This window comes from Sphingomonas sp. JC676, from assembly GCF_014489075.1.
In the GTDB taxonomy this organism is placed as follows: Bacteria; Pseudomonadota; Alphaproteobacteria; order Sphingomonadales; family Sphingomonadaceae; genus Sphingomonas.
Genome location: NZ_JACTGR010000008.1, coordinates 78,336 through 94,280, shown reverse-complemented (window position 1 = coordinate 94,280; position 15,945 = coordinate 78,336). Strand labels below are relative to the sequence as shown.

At 66.2% G+C, this 15,945-nt stretch carries 8 protein-coding genes; 6 read left to right on the top strand and 2 right to left on the bottom strand.

The window, feature by feature from the left end; translation table 11 throughout:
• Positions 1-37 precede the first annotated feature (37 nt).
• Positions 38-3,568 carry a malectin domain-containing carbohydrate-binding protein gene (locus IAG41_RS22015; RefSeq protein WP_187730843.1) on the bottom strand — a complete coding sequence of 1,177 codons (3,531 nt, stop codon included), beginning with the start codon at positions 3,566-3,568 and terminating at the stop codon, positions 38-40.
• The gene (manD, locus tag IAG41_RS22010) at positions 3,562-4,806 is read right to left on the bottom strand and encodes a D-mannonate dehydratase ManD (protein WP_187730842.1); all 1,245 of its coding nucleotides are present in this window, start codon (positions 4,804-4,806) and stop codon (positions 3,562-3,564) included. The genes IAG41_RS22015 and manD overlap by 7 nt, the downstream gene beginning before the upstream one ends.
• 147 nt (positions 4,807-4,953) lie before the next feature.
• Between manD and IAG41_RS22005 the strand changes: the two genes are divergently transcribed.
• The 6 genes from IAG41_RS22005 to IAG41_RS21980 all read left to right on the top strand — a co-directional run bounded on the left by IAG41_RS22005 (position 4,954) and on the right by IAG41_RS21980 (position 15,894).
• The gene (locus tag IAG41_RS22005) at positions 4,954-7,314 is read left to right on the top strand and encodes a glycosyl hydrolase family 95 catalytic domain-containing protein (protein WP_187730841.1); all 2,361 of its coding nucleotides are present in this window, start codon (positions 4,954-4,956) and stop codon (positions 7,312-7,314) included.
• Between the two features lie 174 nt (positions 7,315-7,488).
• Positions 7,489-8,421 carry a zinc-binding alcohol dehydrogenase family protein gene (locus IAG41_RS22000; protein ID WP_316251207.1) on the top strand — a complete coding sequence of 311 codons (933 nt, stop codon included), beginning with the start codon at positions 7,489-7,491 and terminating at the stop codon, positions 8,419-8,421.
• A gap of 69 nt (positions 8,422-8,490) precedes the next feature.
• Positions 8,491-9,843 (top strand): L-fucose:H+ symporter permease, encoded by a 1,353-nt coding sequence (fucP, locus tag IAG41_RS21995; protein WP_187730839.1) that lies wholly within the window; start codon positions 8,491-8,493, stop codon positions 9,841-9,843.
• 68 nt (positions 9,844-9,911) lie between these two features.
• Entirely contained in the window at positions 9,912-10,712 is an 801-nt protein-coding gene (locus IAG41_RS21990) for an IclR family transcriptional regulator (RefSeq protein WP_187730838.1), read from the top strand.
• Between the two features lie 77 nt (positions 10,713-10,789).
• A complete protein-coding gene (locus IAG41_RS21985; protein WP_187730837.1) occupies positions 10,790-13,132 on the top strand; it encodes a glycosyl hydrolase family 95 catalytic domain-containing protein in 2,343 nt (780 codons plus the stop codon).
• Positions 13,133-13,218: 86 nt separating this feature from the next.
• The gene (locus tag IAG41_RS21980; RefSeq protein ID WP_187730836.1) at positions 13,219-15,894 is read left to right on the top strand and encodes a glycosyl hydrolase family 95 catalytic domain-containing protein; all 2,676 of its coding nucleotides are present in this window, start codon (positions 13,219-13,221) and stop codon (positions 15,892-15,894) included.
• Positions 15,895-15,945 lie beyond the last annotated feature (51 nt).

The following is a 15,945-nucleotide window of genomic DNA, read 5'->3' as shown; positions in this document are numbered from 1 at the left end:
CTGCGCAGTGCGTGCGCGTGCGACCGGGCGATCGAAATCAATCCAGGCGCAGCGAATCGATGGCCAGATCGGCCCCGTCGGGAATCTCCAGGGCGGCGGAATAGTCGCCCGCATTGATCATCGCCGCCGTCTCGGCCGTGACGAGCCGCCAGCCCTCGCCGCCTTCGAACCGGACCGGTGCCGAGGCGGTCACGATGCCGCTTGCGTCGCGCAGCACGAGCCTGGCCTCGACCGAACGGCCTTGCGGCAGCCCATAGCGGATCGCGAAGCGATGACGACTTGCGAGCCCGGTCTGGATCTTCCAGCCGAGCCGAGCCGAGCCCGTGCCAAGCAGGACATAGCCCTGCCCGCCATAGCCCTTGATCGCGGTGCGGACGGTCCCGTTCGTCGCGGTGACCGCGGCTACCTCGGCTTCGGTCAGACCCTTGTCGCGCGCGAAGCTGAATGCGCCCGGCGCATAGGGCGACAGGAGGTTGCGGCGCACGAGCACCGGCGTGCCGGCCGGCACCTGCACCGCATCGCCGGCGCGCGCGCGGCGTGTCGCGAAACGGTGCGGCTTGCCGCCGATCGAGCCAACAAGGGACGAATCCTGCCAGCCCGATGGGGTCACAGCGCCGGCCGCGATCGGAAGGTAGAGATTGGCATCGAGCCGAACGGTCACCGTGGCAGTACCGTCCTGTCCGGCGGCAGGGCGCAGCCAGTCGCTATCGAGCAGTTCGTGCGACAGGCCACTCCAACGTTCGCCACCTTTAACAAAAGCGATGTCGCCATTGTCGAGATAGCTGCGCGCCTCGCCGGCCGATGGCGCGGGTGGGGCGATGAGATCGGTGCCGTCCGGCCGCGCGGCGGGCAATGCCATGTCCGACGAGATCGCAACGGCCGACAGGATTGCCTGTCCCGCCGCGACGCGGGGGAAGTCAATTACCAGCCGACCGCCCTCCGCTCGGGCCGTGACGACCTTCTTGAGTGCACGGTCGGAGCCCACCTCCTTGAAGATATCGAGATCGCGGATCAGCGTGCGGCCGTTCACGGCGACATCGAACTGGCGCCATCCGCGCGCGTCAATTCCCGCGCGACCGTACCAGGGCTCAACAAAATAGAGCTCGACGCGATAGCTGCCGTTGGGCACCGCGAAGCTGTAGCGCAGCTGGTCCCGGCCATAGCGGAAGCTCTGGAACAGCGCCTGGGCGTCGGCGCCTTCGATCCGGTCGAAGGTCTTGCGGCGGCTGCCGAGCTGCGGATCGAGATCCGGATAGGTGTCAGCCCAGCTCTGCCAGCCCCAGCTCGCGCCGGCAACGAGATGCCGATCCCCCAGCCAGACATTGCCGGCGGCATCCACCGTTTCCGGCCCGCCGACATTGACACGATACATATAGTGCCTGCCCGGCTCGCCCGCGGTGATCGCGGGAGCCGGCGGGGCAAATGTGTCCGGCGCCTGCGGCAGGTTGTTGAGTATGATCGCGTCGCGTGCCTTCACCGCGCCGCCGACCAGGCAGGTCGCCGCGAGCATGTCATAGCGTATCTCGACGCCGTCCCAGCGAAACCGCTCTTCGCCGTCGCGCCGCTTGCGGCCCAGGCTGATCCGCCCGGCGGAATCGTTGAACAGCTCGACCTCGTCGCAGTTCGAATAGACTTCGACGCCCGATTTCACCCCTGGCCCGCTCCAGCGGTCCGGCCAGGTATGCGAGACGATATAGACCATCGGCGACCTGGCGGCCGGCACCTGCCGCGCGCGAAACATGTAATAGACGTCGAGCGGCTCGCCCCACAGCGTCATCAGCCCCTTGTTGTTGGCCGGACCGATATGATCGAGCTCGCGCACCCCGTCCCAGATCTGGGTGCCGTCGGAACGCATCGGGCGGCCCGGATTCTCGTGGGTGACGAGCAGCCAATGGAATTCGCCGACACTGCGATCGGCGACGCTCTCGGCGAGCCGCGCCTTTTTCTGCATCAGTGCAGCCATGCGCGTCTCCGACAGCACGCCATCGGCATAAGGCGGTTCGCCGTGCAGCTCGAGTGAGCGCCATGCGCCATATTCGCCGACCAGCGCCTGCTTGACGAGCTCGTCGCCATATTTGTCGGGATCGCCGCCATAGGTGCCCGACCAGTTCTGCGGCACGTCCCAGTCCGCGCCTTGCCCGCCATTGCAGGTGGTGATCAGCCGCTGCGTCGACGCGGTGGGATCGAGTTCGCGGATGATCGCGACCGCTTCCTGAGTAAATTCCCTGGGCAGCCGGCTCTCATTTTGCAGGCCCCAGAGGAATACCGCCGGATTGTTGCGCCGTTCGCGAACCCAGTCGGCCATCAGGCTCTTGAAATTGTCGCGGAATGCCGCGTTGTCGAACCAGAGATGCGCGCTGAACTGCGTCCACCACAGCACGCCGTCGCGGGCGAGCTTGTCGCCATAGCGGAAATTGTGCGGGTAGTGGCCGTCGCGAAAGGCATTGAACCCGGCAGCTTCGACCTGCCCGACGCGCGCCGCGATCTGCTCCGGCGAAAAGGCGTGCGAGCCGCCGAGCAAATGCTCATATTCGGCGATGCCGCGCACGACAAAAGGGGCGCCGTTCAGATAGAGGCGGCGGCTGCCGTCGGGCTGGGGACGTATCTCAAAGGTGCGGATGCCGTAGGGCGTGCTCGCTTCGTCGACGACGCGGCCATTCTCCACCAGCCGGGTACGCAAGGTATAGAGTGTCGGTGACACCGGCGACCACAGCCGCGGGCGCAGGATCCGCGGCAATGCATGATCGAACTGGCCGCGCTCGCCCGGCGCCAGCCGGTGCTCGGCGCGCCGCTCGGCGACCACGCGCCCCTCGGGATCGACCATCTGGTTGACCAGCGCGAAATCTCGAGGCCGCGATGAGAGATTCTCGATTTCGCTGCGGGCAGTGAGATCGGCGCGCGTCGCATCGATGCTCCGCAGATCGCCCCAGGCGTAGATGCCGAACGGCCGCACCCTTAGCGAGGCGGTGCGGATCACATGGACCGGCCGGAAGATACCGAAAGGCTGCGACCCTTCGCAGCACCCGCCATCGACACTGTCATCGCCCGAGGTCCAGGGCAGGTCCTGGATACGGGCGGGATTATCGGTGCGCACCGCGATCAGATTGTCGCCGGGCTTCACCGCGTCGGTCACGTCGAGCGTGAAGCTCACCAGCCCGCCGCCATGGCGGCCGACCAGCCTGCCGTTGAGCCAGACGCTAGCGTAGCTCGCCGCACCTTCGAACATCAGGAAGACGCGCTCGTCGCCCTTCGGCGCGGCTATCTGCACATGCGTGCGATACCAGGCGGTGCCGTGCCGCGCGCCTTTCACAACCTGGCGATTGTACGAATAACCCTGCCAATTGTGCGGCACCGAGATCGCCGTCCAGCCGCGATCGTCGAATTCCGCGCGCTCGAACCCGTCCGCTACGGGCAAGCGTCCCTCGGCATCGGCGTCGAACACCGCCGAGCGCCAGCCGCCTTCGACCAGCCGATCCTCACGGACATCGCGCGCCTCCGCCGCCAGCGGCAGCACGAGCAGCGCCAGCAGCAGCGCCGCCGCGCGAAGCAGTCGCGCCGGGCTTACCAATTCCAGAGCGTGCCGTCGGTCAGCCGCGCAACGGGCAGCTGCATCGGCTTGTACGGGTAACGCGCCGCCAGTTCCTCGTCGATGTCGACACCGTGCCCCGGGGTCTCGCCGACCCGCAGATAGCCGTCGTCGAAGCTGTAGTCGTGCGGGAAGACCTCGTCGGTCTCCGGTGTGTGACGCATATATTCCTGGATGCCGAAATTGGGCACCCAGGTGTCGAAATGCAGCGCCGCGCCCATGCACGCCGGCGAGAGATCGGTCGCGCCATGGCTGCCAGTGCGTACCTGATAGAGCGAAGCGAGATCGGCGATGCGGCGTAGATGGGTGATGCCGCCGGCATGGACCACGGTGGTGCGGATATAGTCGATAAGCTGGTTCTGGATCAGCTCGCGGCAATCATGGATCGAATTGAAGATCTCGCCCACCGCGAGCGGCGTCACGGTATGCTGACGGATTAGCCGGAACGCTTCCTGGTTCTCGGCCGGCGTCGAATCCTCCATCCAGAACAGGCGGAATGGCTCGAGCGCCTTACCCAGCCGCGCCGCCTCGATCGGGGTCAGACGATGGTGGACGTCGTGGAGCAGTTCGATCTCGGGACCGTGCGCCTCGCGCAGCCGCTCGAACAGCTTGGGCGCGTGGTTGAGATAGGCGCTGGTCGACCACAAGGTCTCGGTGGGGAGCGTGCCGTCGGCCGGCTCGTAATAGAGGTCGCCGCGGCCGACGCCATAGGCGCCCTTCACGCCGGGAACGCCGCTTTGGGCACGCACCGCGCGATAGCCCATGCCGATATAGCGCCCGACCTGGTCGACCGTTTCCTCGATATCGGCGCCATTGGCGTGGCCATAGACGAGCACGCCGTCGCGCGAGCGGCCGCCCAGAAGTTGGTAGAGCGCCATGCCCGCCGCCTTGGCCTTGATGTCCCATAGCGCCGTATCGACCGCGGCGATCGCCGTCATCGTCACCGGCCCGCGTCGCCAATAGGCGCCGCGATAGAGGAACTGCCAGATATCTTCGATCCGGTGCGCGTCGCGGCCGATCAGATTGGGGACGACATGATCCTGCAGATAGGAGACGACCGAGAGTTCGCGCCCGTTCAGCGTGGCGTCGCCGATGCCGTACACGCCCTCGTCGGTCTCGATCTTCAGCGTCACGAAGTTGCGCCCGGGCGAGCAAACGATGACGCGGGCATCACGGATCTTGAGCGTGCCGCCGGCGACGACAGCGGATTCGAACGACATCGCACCTCCTGCGCGGTCGAATCGGCAAAGACCTGACCGCCTTTCAAAACTGGTGACGGGCCTTGCACCATCAAATATCACGTGGCAAGACAGAGATATCACACAGCCGACAAGCGCTGTACTACGCGCAGTATATTGGAGGTCGGCATGGATATCTCACGGCGAGAAGTGCTGGAGGCGGGTCTTGCCGCGACGCTGACTGCAACAGCGACCCGCGGCGCAGCGGAGACCTCGACGGGCGACCGGGCTCCGGGGGACTTGAAGCCAGAACGCTGGAGACTGTGGCACAACAAGCCGGCGGGTAGCTGGCCCGAGGCGCACCCGGTCGGCAACGGCCGCCTTGGCGCGATGGTGTTCGGCAACATCAAGCTCGAGCGGCTCCAGCTCAACGACGGCAGGTTCTGGTCCGGCGGTCCCTATCAGCATCTCAACCCCGCCGCGCATGACGCATTGCCCAAGGTGCGCGAGATGATCTTCGCCGGCAAATATGCCGAGGCCGAGGCCTATGCGGAGAAATACATCCAGTCGATCCCGATGCGCGAGATGTCCTATCAGTCGCTCGGTGATTTGTGGCTGGATCTCGTCGATGTCGAGGAGACACCGGTCGAGGAATATCGTCGCGAGCTCGATCTCGACGGGGCGATCAGCCGCACGCGCTTCGTCTCCGGCAAGGTCACCTACACGCGAGAGGTCCTGAGCTCCGCGGTCGATCAGGTGATCGCCATCCGGGTCAGCGCCGAAGGCGGGCCGGTGGCGCTCAACTGCTCGTTCGGCACTGGCCAGCGCGCCACCGCTACGGTCGAGGGCGATTCCACCCTGGTGCTGAGCGGCATCAACAATTCCGACCGCGGCATCCCCGGCAAGCTCAGCTTCGAAACGCGTGCGCAGGTCGCCGCCGACGGCGGCACCGTCAGCCATGACGGCCCGATCGTGCGGGTCCGCGGCGCGCAAGCGGTCGTGATCCTGCTGGCCGCGGCGAGCAGCTTCAAGTCGCCGGTCGACGTCTCGGGCGATCCGCAGGCGATCGTTCGCGCACAGCTTGCCGTCGCCGCGCGCAAGTCCTGGACGCAGCTTCGCGACGACCACATGGCCGAGCATCGCCACCTGTTTCGCCGCGTGTCGATCGATCTCGGCACCAGCCGTGCCGCGGCGCTAGCCACCGACTCGCGCGCCGGCCATGCGCTCGACCGCGCCGATCCCGAGCTCGCCGCTCTGTTCTTCCAGTTCGGCCGCTACATGCTGATCTGCTCATCGCGCGCCGGTTCCGAGCCCGCGAACCTCCAGGGAATCTGGAACGAGAGCAACCTGCCGCCCTGGGGCTCCAAATACACGATCAACATCAACACGGAGATGAACTACTGGCCAGTCGACACCGCCAATCTGCCCGAATGCATCGATCCGCTGGTGGCGATGGTCGAGGAGCTGGCGGTCTCCGGTGCCTATACCGCGAAGCACATGTACGGCGCGCGCGGCTGGGTCGCCCATCACAATACCGATCTGTGGCGCGCCTCGGGCCCGATCGACCATGCTCGCACCGGGCTGTGGCCGACCGGCGCAGCCTGGCTCAGCGTGCAGCTATGGGACCATTACGACTTCCATCGCGACAAGGCCTTTCTGCGCCGCATCTATCCGCTGCTGCGCGGCGCTTCGCTGTTCTTCCTAGATACGTTGGTGAAGAACCCAGCGAGCGGCTGGATGGTCACCAACCCCTCCTGCTCGCCCGAGAACGACCATGGCCATGGCAGCACCTTGTGCGCGGGGCCAGCGCTCGACATGCAGATCCTGCGCGACCTGTTCGACCGCACCGCCACGAGCGCCAAGCTGCTGGGCCTCGATGCTGACCTGCGGCCCCAGCTCGCCGCGATGCGCGCCAAGCTTGCGCCGCATCAGGTCGGCAAGAGCGGCCAGCTCCAGGAATGGCTTGCCGATTGGGACGCCGACGCGGTCGAGCCGACCCACCGGCACACTTCGCACCTCTACGCTGTCTATCCCAGCCAGCAGATCAACGCTGAGGGCACGCCGGACCTGCTGCGCGCGGCGCGGCGCTCGCTCGAGTTGCGCGGGACCGAGGCGACCGGCTGGGCGCTTGCCTGGCGCACCGCGCTCTGGGCCCATTTCCGCGATGCCGAACAGGCACATCGCATGCTGCTGCGCCTGATCCAGGCCGATCCGGGCGGCCCCGGCATGCTCGGCCATCACGCCCCCTTCCAGATTGACTGCATCTTCGGCGGCACCGCAGCGTTGGTTGAGATGCTGGTGCAGAGCCGCGGCGATTTGATCGACCTGCTGCCTGCCCTGCCCAAGGCCTGGCCGACCGGCTCTCTGCGCGGCGTGCGCGCGCGCCGCGGCTGCACCATCGATCTTGCCTGGAAGGACGGCGCGCTCGATTCGGTCACGCTGCACCCCCAAATCGCCGGAAAACGCATCGTCCGGGTAGCGGGCCGGAGCAAGGAAATCGCGCTTCAGCCGGGGCGCCCGATGACCCTTATCGCGTCCGATTTGAACTGATCATACAGGTTTTTGTTGCACTTCCCGATACGCGTTGTACCTTGAAAGCAACTTTTATATGTAAAAGAATGCAGTTGCGCCGGGGAGAGTGGGATTATGAAGGCAGTCGTCTGCGAACGACCGCATCAATTAGGCTTGGCCGAGCGGCCACTTCCCGTCAGGAATCCAGGTGAGGTGCTGATCCGCATCCGGCGGATCGGCCTGTGCGGCACCGATTATCATATCTTCGCCGGCGACCAGCCCTTTCTCAGTTATCCACGTGTGATGGGTCACGAGCTCGCGGGCGAGGTAGCGGAGGTCGATCTAGGCAGCGCCTTCGCGCCGGGCGACCTCGTCACGGTCAACCCCTATCTCGCCTGCGGCACCTGCATCGCCTGTCGCAAGGGCAAGCCGAATTGCTGCGTCTCGATCCAGGTGCTCGGCGTCCACACCGACGGCGGCATGTGCGAATATCTCGCCGTTCCCGAGCGGGCGGTGATCGCGGCGGGCGCGCTCACGGCAGACCAGGCGGCGATGGTCGAGTTTCTCTCGGTGGGGGCGCATGCCGTGCGCCGCGGCGAAGTGCAGGCGGGCGACCGCGTTCTCGTCGTCGGCGCCGGCCCAATCGGGGTCGCCGTCGCGCTGTTCGCCGCGCTGGACGGCGCGACGGTGACGCTTGCCGATACCAGCCGCCAACGCCTGGACTATGCCCGCGACGCGATGGGCATCGCCGATATCGTGCCCGTCGACCAGGAATTCGAGGCGGCGCTCGCTGCGCGCACCGATGGCGAGTTCTTCGATCTGGTGTTCGACGCCACCGGCAACAGCCGCGCGATGGAAAAGGGCTTTGCCTATGTCGCGCATGGCGGCAGTTACGTGCTGGTGAGCGTGGTCAAGCAGGACATCACCTTCGCAGACCCCGAGTTCCACAAGCGCGAGATGCGGCTGATCGGCAGCCGCAATGCCACCAACGCGGATTTCCGCGCCGTGATCGCCGCGATCGAGCAGGGCCGGATTCCCACCGGGGCGATCATGACGCATGCCTTCCCGCTCGCCGAGGCGCCGGACCAGATTCCCAATCTGATCAACGACCAGGGATCGGTGCTGAAAGCGATCGTGACGCTATAGGATCGGCGCGGAGACCCCGCGCGACATGCCCGCAGATCCGAAGACGGACGGGGCGAGGAGAGGAAAACGATGGCAGTCACCAGTCCGATCGCCGATATCGGCGTCGCCGACACGCCCGCGGGCGGAGCGTTTATCACGCGCGGCTATGTCGCCGGCTTCGTGCTGGTGACAAGCCTGTTCTTCCTCTGGGCGATCGCCAACAATTTCAACGACATCCTGATCCGCCAGTTCCAGAAGGCGCTGGACCTCGATCGCGCCCAGGCGGGCTTCATCCAGTTCGTCTTCTATCTCGGCTACTTCACCATGGCGCTACCGGCGGGCCTGCTGATGCGCCGCTTCGGCTACCGCGCGGGCATCCTTGCGGGACTGGGCCTCTATGCGATGGGCGCCCTGCTCTTCTATCCCGCCGCCGAGCTCCGCCACTATGCGGTCTTCCTCTCGGCGCTGTTTGTCATCGCCTCCGGGGCGGCGTTCCTCGAGACCGCCGCCAACCCCTATATCGTCGCGTTCGGCGACCCCAGCCGCGCCTCGCAGCGACTGAATTTCGCCCAGGCCTTCAACGGCTTCGGCGGCTTCATGGCGCCGATCATCGGCGGCCACTTCATCTTTTCCGGCATCGAGCACAGCAAGGCCCAACTGGGCGCGATGGCGCCCACCCAGCTCGAAGCCTATCGCCTCGCCGAAGCGCGGATGGTGCAGCTCCCTTATCTGGTGCTCGCAGGCGTGGTCATCCTCGTCGCCATAGCCGTGGCGGTGGTGCGGCTGCCCGATGTGCGCGCAGGCGAAAGCGCCACGGAAGGACCGCGGCAACGCACGTCGCTGTGGCAGGTACTGCGCACTCCATGCCTGGCCGGCGCGGTGATCGCCCAATTCTTCTATGTCGGCGCGCAGGTGGGCATCTGGAGCTTCTTCGTCGATTTCGTGAAGGAGCTGGTTCCGGCCACACCCGAGAAGACGGCCGCCTATCTGCTCTCGGTCAGCTTGATCCTGTTCATGTCCGGTCGGTTCATCGGCACGCTGCTGATGCACAAGATCCCGGCTACGCGGCTGTTGTTCGTCTTCGCGCTCGCCAATATCGGGCTCACCGCCACCGCGGCGCTGACCCATGGCTGGGTCGCGGTCGGCGCGCTCGCGCTCACCAGCTTCTTCATGTCGATCATGTTTCCGACGATCTTCTCGCTGGGCGTCAAGGACCTGGGAGACAAGGCGATGCTGGGCGCGCCGCTGATCATCATGGCGATCATCGGCGGCGCGGTCTTCCCGCCGCTGATGGGGCTGGTCTCGCAGATGGCGGGCACGATCCAGGTCGCGATCATCCTGCCGTTCGCCTGCTTCGTCGCCGTCGCCGTCTATGCCATGCGATGCATTCGCACCGCGCGGATGGAAGCAGCGCTCGGCATTGCCGCCTCGCCGCTGCATTGAGCGCGCCTTGGCAGCGACGCCCTCGCGAGATAGCTGATGTATCTAGTGTTCCACATGACGGGAAAGCGATGAAGGGCGAACGCGAGCCGAAGCCGCTCAAGAACACCTATTCGGCGCCGGCGCTCGAGAAGGGCTTCGACGTCCTCGAACTGCTCGCCGACCATCCCGACGGCCTGACGCTGACCGAGATCGCCTCAGGCCTCGACCGCTCGATGAACGAGCTGTTCCGGCTCGTCGTCGTGATGGAGCGGCGCGGCTATCTGCGTAAGATGGCCGAATCCGATCGGTACCGCGTCACCTATCGCGTGCTCGACCTCGCCTATCGTGCGACGCCGGTGCAGGACCTCACCCATATCGCCGCCCCGGTGATGTACGACCTAGCGCATGCGGTGCTGCAATCCTGCCATCTCGTCGTACCGGCGGAGGGCCGCGGGCTGGTGGTGCTCCGGCAGGAAAATCCCGGCCCCACCGGTTTCAGCGTCCGTCTGGGCGCCCAGATAGATCTGTTCCGAAGCTGCTCGGGAAACGTCCTCCTCGCCTTCACCGATTCGGAGCGCCTTCATGCGTTGCTGAGCTCGCGAAGCGAAGAGACGCAAGAGATGGTCGAGGCGGCCGGGACGGTCCTCGCCGCGATCCGCGTGCGGGGCTTCGAGCAACGCACCAGCCCGATGACGCACGGCGTCATCGATATCAGCTACCCGATCTTCGGCTTCGACGGACGGCTGGCCGCGACCCTCACCATTCCGTTTCTCGAACGCATCGATGGTTCCCAGCCCGTCGCGATGGACGCGACACGCACGATGCTCGCCGAGGCCGCGAAAACCATCTCGGCGAAACTGGGCTGGTACGACAGCAACGACGCCGACTGAACACTCGATCCTTTGCATCCTGGTTCGGTACGCGCGTCCGAAATTTGTCAGATATCCTTCCAAACTAGGAACTGGGCATGGACCGTGACGAAACCCGCACACCTGGGCTTGGCGGGCCGTTGGATCGCCGCACCATGCTGGCAGCCGGCGCTTCGATCCCCCTGTTTGGGGTGCCCGCCGCCGCGGAAACGACGCTGATCGAAGATCGTGTCGACTGGGCCGTCTTCCTTGCCCGCCACGACCTGATCTGGGACCGGCTGCCGCGGACATGGGGCGAGGCCCCCTTTCTGGGCAATGGACGGCTGGCCCTTTCGATGACCGAAGCCAAGGAAGGCGCTGCGCTCCGCTTCGCGGTCGACAATGTCGACGTCTATGACCGGCGCGATTTCAGCTGGGGCTGGCACGCCTATTCGCGCGCGCGCTACCATGTCGGCGATTTCCTGCTCCGGCCCGTCGGCCGCATCACCGGCGCGAAGCTGCGGCTCAACCTCCACTGTGCCGAGCTCACCGGCGAAGTGACCACCGATCGCGGCACGATCCGCTTGCGCGCCTTCGTCCATGCCGAGCAGCCGCACATGGCGATCGAGGTCGAGACCTCGGGTGACGAGGCTGGCTGCGGCTGGACCTGGCACCCCACACCCGCGGTCTCGACCCGTCCGCCGATCCGCACCGCGGCAGATGCCGCCAAATATGAGCGCGACTATGGTCAACCCGCGCGCATCTGGATCGACAATCCGCCTGGTGAGCGGCGCGATGCCGACAGCGTCAACCGCTGGTTCCAGCCGCTGCTGGTGGGCGGCGGCTACACCACCGCCTGGGTGGAGCAGATGGAGGCACCGAACCGGCGCACGCTGATCCTCAGCAACGCCATGTCGTTCCCGGATACCGGTTCGCTGGAGACCGCGACGCGCCAGGTTCGCGCCGCGCTTGCCGGTGATCGGGAACAGGCCGGTCGCGCGCATCGCCGCTGGTGGGATGTGCACTACCGCGCCAGCTTCCTGTCGCTCCCCGACACGCGGCTGGAGAGCTTCTACTGGATCCAGATCTACAAATATGGCTGCGTCGCGCGGCCCGATGGCGGCGTGATCGACACGCACGGCCCCTGGCTCCAGCCGAGCAACTGGCCCTATCTGACCTGGAACCTCAACGTCCAGATCAGCTATTACGCACTCCAGCCGAGCAACCGGCTGGCGCTGGCCCAGGGGCTGTTCCATGCGCTCGATACGCATCGCGACGCGCTGCGCCGCACCGCCGCCACTGTCGCGCCCGGCGCCGCCGCGATCGGCCATGTCACCCAGCAGGACCTGGAATCGCCGATCGAGGTCGACCGGCGCTACGAGAAGGAATGGGGCAACCTGCTCTGGATCTGCCAGCTCTACTGGCTGCAATATCGCTACACGATGGACCGGCGGATGCTGCGCGAACGGCTGCTGCCGCTGCTCGCCGAGGCGGTCGCGCTCTATGATCCGATCCTGACCGAGAAGCCCGACGGTCGGATGCATTTGGGCGTGACCTATTCGCCCGAGATCGGCAGCACCAGCGACTGCAACTATGATCTCGCGCTGCTCCGCTGGGGTGTCGGCGCGCTGATCGAGGGGCACCACAGGCTCGGCACGACGCATCCGATGCTGGCCAGATGGCGCGACATCGCCGCGCGCCTCACGCCCTATCCGATCGACGAGCATGGCTACCGCGTCGGCGCCGACATGGCGATGAAACCGCACCGCCATTACTCGCACTTGATGATGATCTATCCGCTCTATCTCGAGAACCGCGACACGCCGACCAAGCTGCCGCTGCTCGAAAAGTCGATGGCGTACTGGCTGGATACCGCCGTGGCCGCGGGTCAAGGATCGGGCTGGTCGCTTTCCGCAGCCGCGTCCTTCTACGCTGCCTTCGGCAAGGGCGACGCGGCGCTCGATAGCCTCAAGGCACTGGTCGCGGGAAAGAGCGGCATCGGCAAGAGCTTCGCCAACACCATGTATGCCGAGAGCGGCCAGAATATCGAGACGCCGCTCTCCGCCGCGCAATCGATCCACGACATGGTGCTGCAGAGCTGGGGCGGCGCGATCCGCGTCTTCCCCGCGATACCCGCCGCCTGGCCGGAGCTGGTGTTCGACGACTTCCGCGCTGAAGGGGCCTTTCTGGTAAGTGCGCGCCGCGTCGATGGACGCACGGCCTGGGTGCGGGTGAAGAGCCTCGCCGGCGAACCCTGCGTGATCGAATGCGACTGGGCCGGCGAGACGCCGGCCCACAGGGGCGCCGGCACGATGCGGCGGCTGGGCGATCGCCGGATCGCGCTTTCGCTCCGCGCCGGCGAGGAAGCGGTGCTGCAGCTGCCCTCGCTCACCACCCGTCTCGTCGCCCCACTCCCGGCCCAGTCGGGCGCGAGCAACAGCTATGGCATTCATAACGCGTGACCATTGATATATCTGATACAATAATTGATATTGACCATCCCCCTATCTGATAAGTACCGTCTAGTAAAATAGAGAGGGGATGGAGCATGAAGCGGCGTGACCTGCTAAAGAACGGTGCTGCCATCGCAGCGTTCGCCGGTGTCACCCCGCTAGCGAACAGTGCCGAGGCCCAGACCGGGTCCGCCAGCGCGCCGCCGATTCCTCCGACGCCACCACAGCCGAACATCACGGCCCGCCCGCTTCCCGCCGGGCTCGAGCGCGAGCTGCTGCCCAAGCCGCCGCTGCCGCTGCCCTCCAAGGGAACCGGTCCCAAGGTCACCGCCATGTCGCGCCGCGAGCGCCTGCGCCGCAATGCCGTGCCGCGCCGGGGCGTGTGCAGCATCGCCCCCGCCGCCGGCTTCCGCGATACCCTGCTCTCCGGCAACGGCCCGATGTATCTTGAACTGACCGGCGCGCCCTATGCCGAGCAACTCCAGTTCCGCCACGAGCGACTGATGCTGCCATGGCGGCGTCCGTTCGAGGCGCCGGATGTCGCAGCCGAACTGCCCGGTATCCGCAAGCTGCTGCTGGCCGGCAAATATCGCGAGGGCGTGAACCACGCCTTCGAGGCGCTCACCGCGGCAGGCCTTCCGGTCAACACCAAGGCGCACCCGACGATCCCGGCCTTCAGCATGAAGATCGAGATACCGGAGGCGCCCGCCGTCAACGACTATCTGCGGACGGTCGATTTCGAGAGCGGCGAGATCCGCGTGATGTGGCACGACAATCGCGGCGATTGGGTGCGCCGCAGCTTCGTGTCGCGACCGGATAATGTCGCGGTGCAGGAAATCCGCGGCCCCGGCGGCAAGCCGGTGAGTGCGACGATCAGCCTCGAAAAGCCCCCGGTCGGCCGGCACGATGGCCCGGTCACCTTCCAGCAGGAAGGCGATGCCGAGCATCTGATCCTCACCGGCCGCTTCGATCCTTCGATCAATGGCAACGGCTATGCCGGCGTGGTCCGCGTGATCCGCAAGGGCGGCACCGCGCGGCGCGACGGCAACAGGCTCGTCATCGATAATGCCAGCTCGATCGTGCTGCTGACGCGCATCCAGTGGTTCAAGGATTTCGCCAGGGACTTGGTCGACGGGCTCGTCGCAGGCATGGCCGGACTCGACGGTGACTATGACACGCTGCTCGCGCGCCACCGCCCGATCCAGTCCGAGATCATGAACCGCGTCACGCTCGATCTCGGCGGCACCAGCCAGCGCGCGCTTTCGGGCGAGGAACTGCTCGACGACCAGCGCACCCGCCCCGATTACGCGCCCGCCATGCTCGAGCGGCTATTCGACATGGGACGCTACTGGATGCTGCTCTCGTCGGGCGAATTCCCGGTCCAGCCGATAGGCGGCGAGGTCAACATCAACATCAACCTCCAGATGGCGCCCGGCGCTATGGGCGACCTGCCGGAGGTGATGCAGCCCTATTTCAACTGGATCGAGGGTATCCTCCCTGACTGCCGCAACAACGCGAAGAATATCTTCGGCGCGCGCGGTGCGGTCTATCCGCTGATGCCCAACAAGGAGTTCGGCGTCAGCTATCATTATGCGACGACCGAGGGCGCCGGCATCTGGCCGCACCCCTATTGGATCTCGGCGGGCGGCTGGCTCTACAGCCCGTTTTGGGACTATTATCTCACCACCGGCGACACCCGGTTCCTGCGCGACCGCGTCGTACCCGGGCTCAAGGAGCTGGCGTTGTTCTACGAGGACTTCCTCTCGGTCGAGGACGAACGCGGCAACTATGTATTCGTGCCGAGCTTCTCGCCGGAGAACTGGCCGCTCAACGCACAGCCCCTGCCGACCGACGCCTGGCCGCTGACCCCGTACGACGCTTTCCACATGGCGCCGCCGGTACCGTTTGTGATCAATTCGGCGATGGACGTGATGGTCTGCCGCGAGGTGCTGACCCATCTGATCGAGGCGTGCGAGATACTGGGGAGCGATAGCGACCAGATCCCCAAATGGAAGGCGATCCTGTCCAAGATGCCGCCCTATCGCACCACCGATGACGGCACGCTCAAGGAATGGGGCTGGCCAGGGCTGGACGAGAATTACGACCAGCGCCACGTCTCGCATCTCTATGGCGCCTGGCCTTCGGACGAGATCCAACCGACCCGGTCGCCCGATCTCGCCCGTGCTGCGCTGCTCGCCGACCGGAAGCGCGGCCCCGCCAATAGTTCGGCGCACGGCCTGTGCCACCGCGCACTGGCCGCGGCACGGCTCAAGGACCCGTATCTGGTCGACTGGGAGATCAAACAGCTGCTCAATCAGGGCTATTTCAACCAGACGATGCGCAGCTCGCACAATCCCTATGGCGGCCCGCAGCCGGACGCGCAGGGCGGCCTGCCCACCGTCCTGATGGAAATGCTCTGCTATTCGCGGCCCGGCCTGATCGAGATCCTGCCCGCGCTGCCCGCGGACCTCCGGCGCGGCAGCATCAGCGGTATGCTGGCGCGCAGCTTCGCGCGCATCGACCGGCTGCGCTGGGACTTGGACGCGCGCACTGCCGAGGTCCAGATCACCTCGCTCCGCCCCCAAACGATCACGCTGGCGGCATGGCACGGCATCGAATCCGCGAACGTCTCGGGCGGCACCCTGAAGCGTGCGCCCCGCGCCGGGGAAGACAGCTGCGAGATCGCTTGCGAAGCCGGCCGCCCGGTTACCGTCGCCTTGCGCCTTGCCTCCGCGAGCCCGCGGCGCTGGACCCAGCCAAGGGAAAACTGAGCTCCCCCTGGGGCGGGCGCTTCGACAGTCGCGCCCGCCCATCTTTTCGGA

What these genes read in the sequence shown, in the direction of transcription:
- manD (WP_187730842.1), bottom strand. Translation starts at nt 4,806, where the DNA reads ATGTCGTTCGAATCCGCTGTCGTCGCCGGCGGCACGCTCAAGATCCGT.
- IAG41_RS22005 (WP_187730841.1), top strand. Translation starts at nt 4,954, where the DNA reads ATGGATATCTCACGGCGAGAAGTGCTGGAGGCGGGTCTTGCCGCGACG.
- fucP (WP_187730839.1), top strand. Translation starts at nt 8,491, where the DNA reads ATGGCAGTCACCAGTCCGATCGCCGATATCGGCGTCGCCGACACGCCC.
- IAG41_RS21990 (WP_187730838.1), top strand. Translation starts at nt 9,912, where the DNA reads ATGAAGGGCGAACGCGAGCCGAAGCCGCTCAAGAACACCTATTCGGCG.
- IAG41_RS21985 (WP_187730837.1), top strand. Translation starts at nt 10,790, where the DNA reads ATGGACCGTGACGAAACCCGCACACCTGGGCTTGGCGGGCCGTTGGAT.
- IAG41_RS21980 (WP_187730836.1), top strand. Translation starts at nt 13,219, where the DNA reads ATGAAGCGGCGTGACCTGCTAAAGAACGGTGCTGCCATCGCAGCGTTC.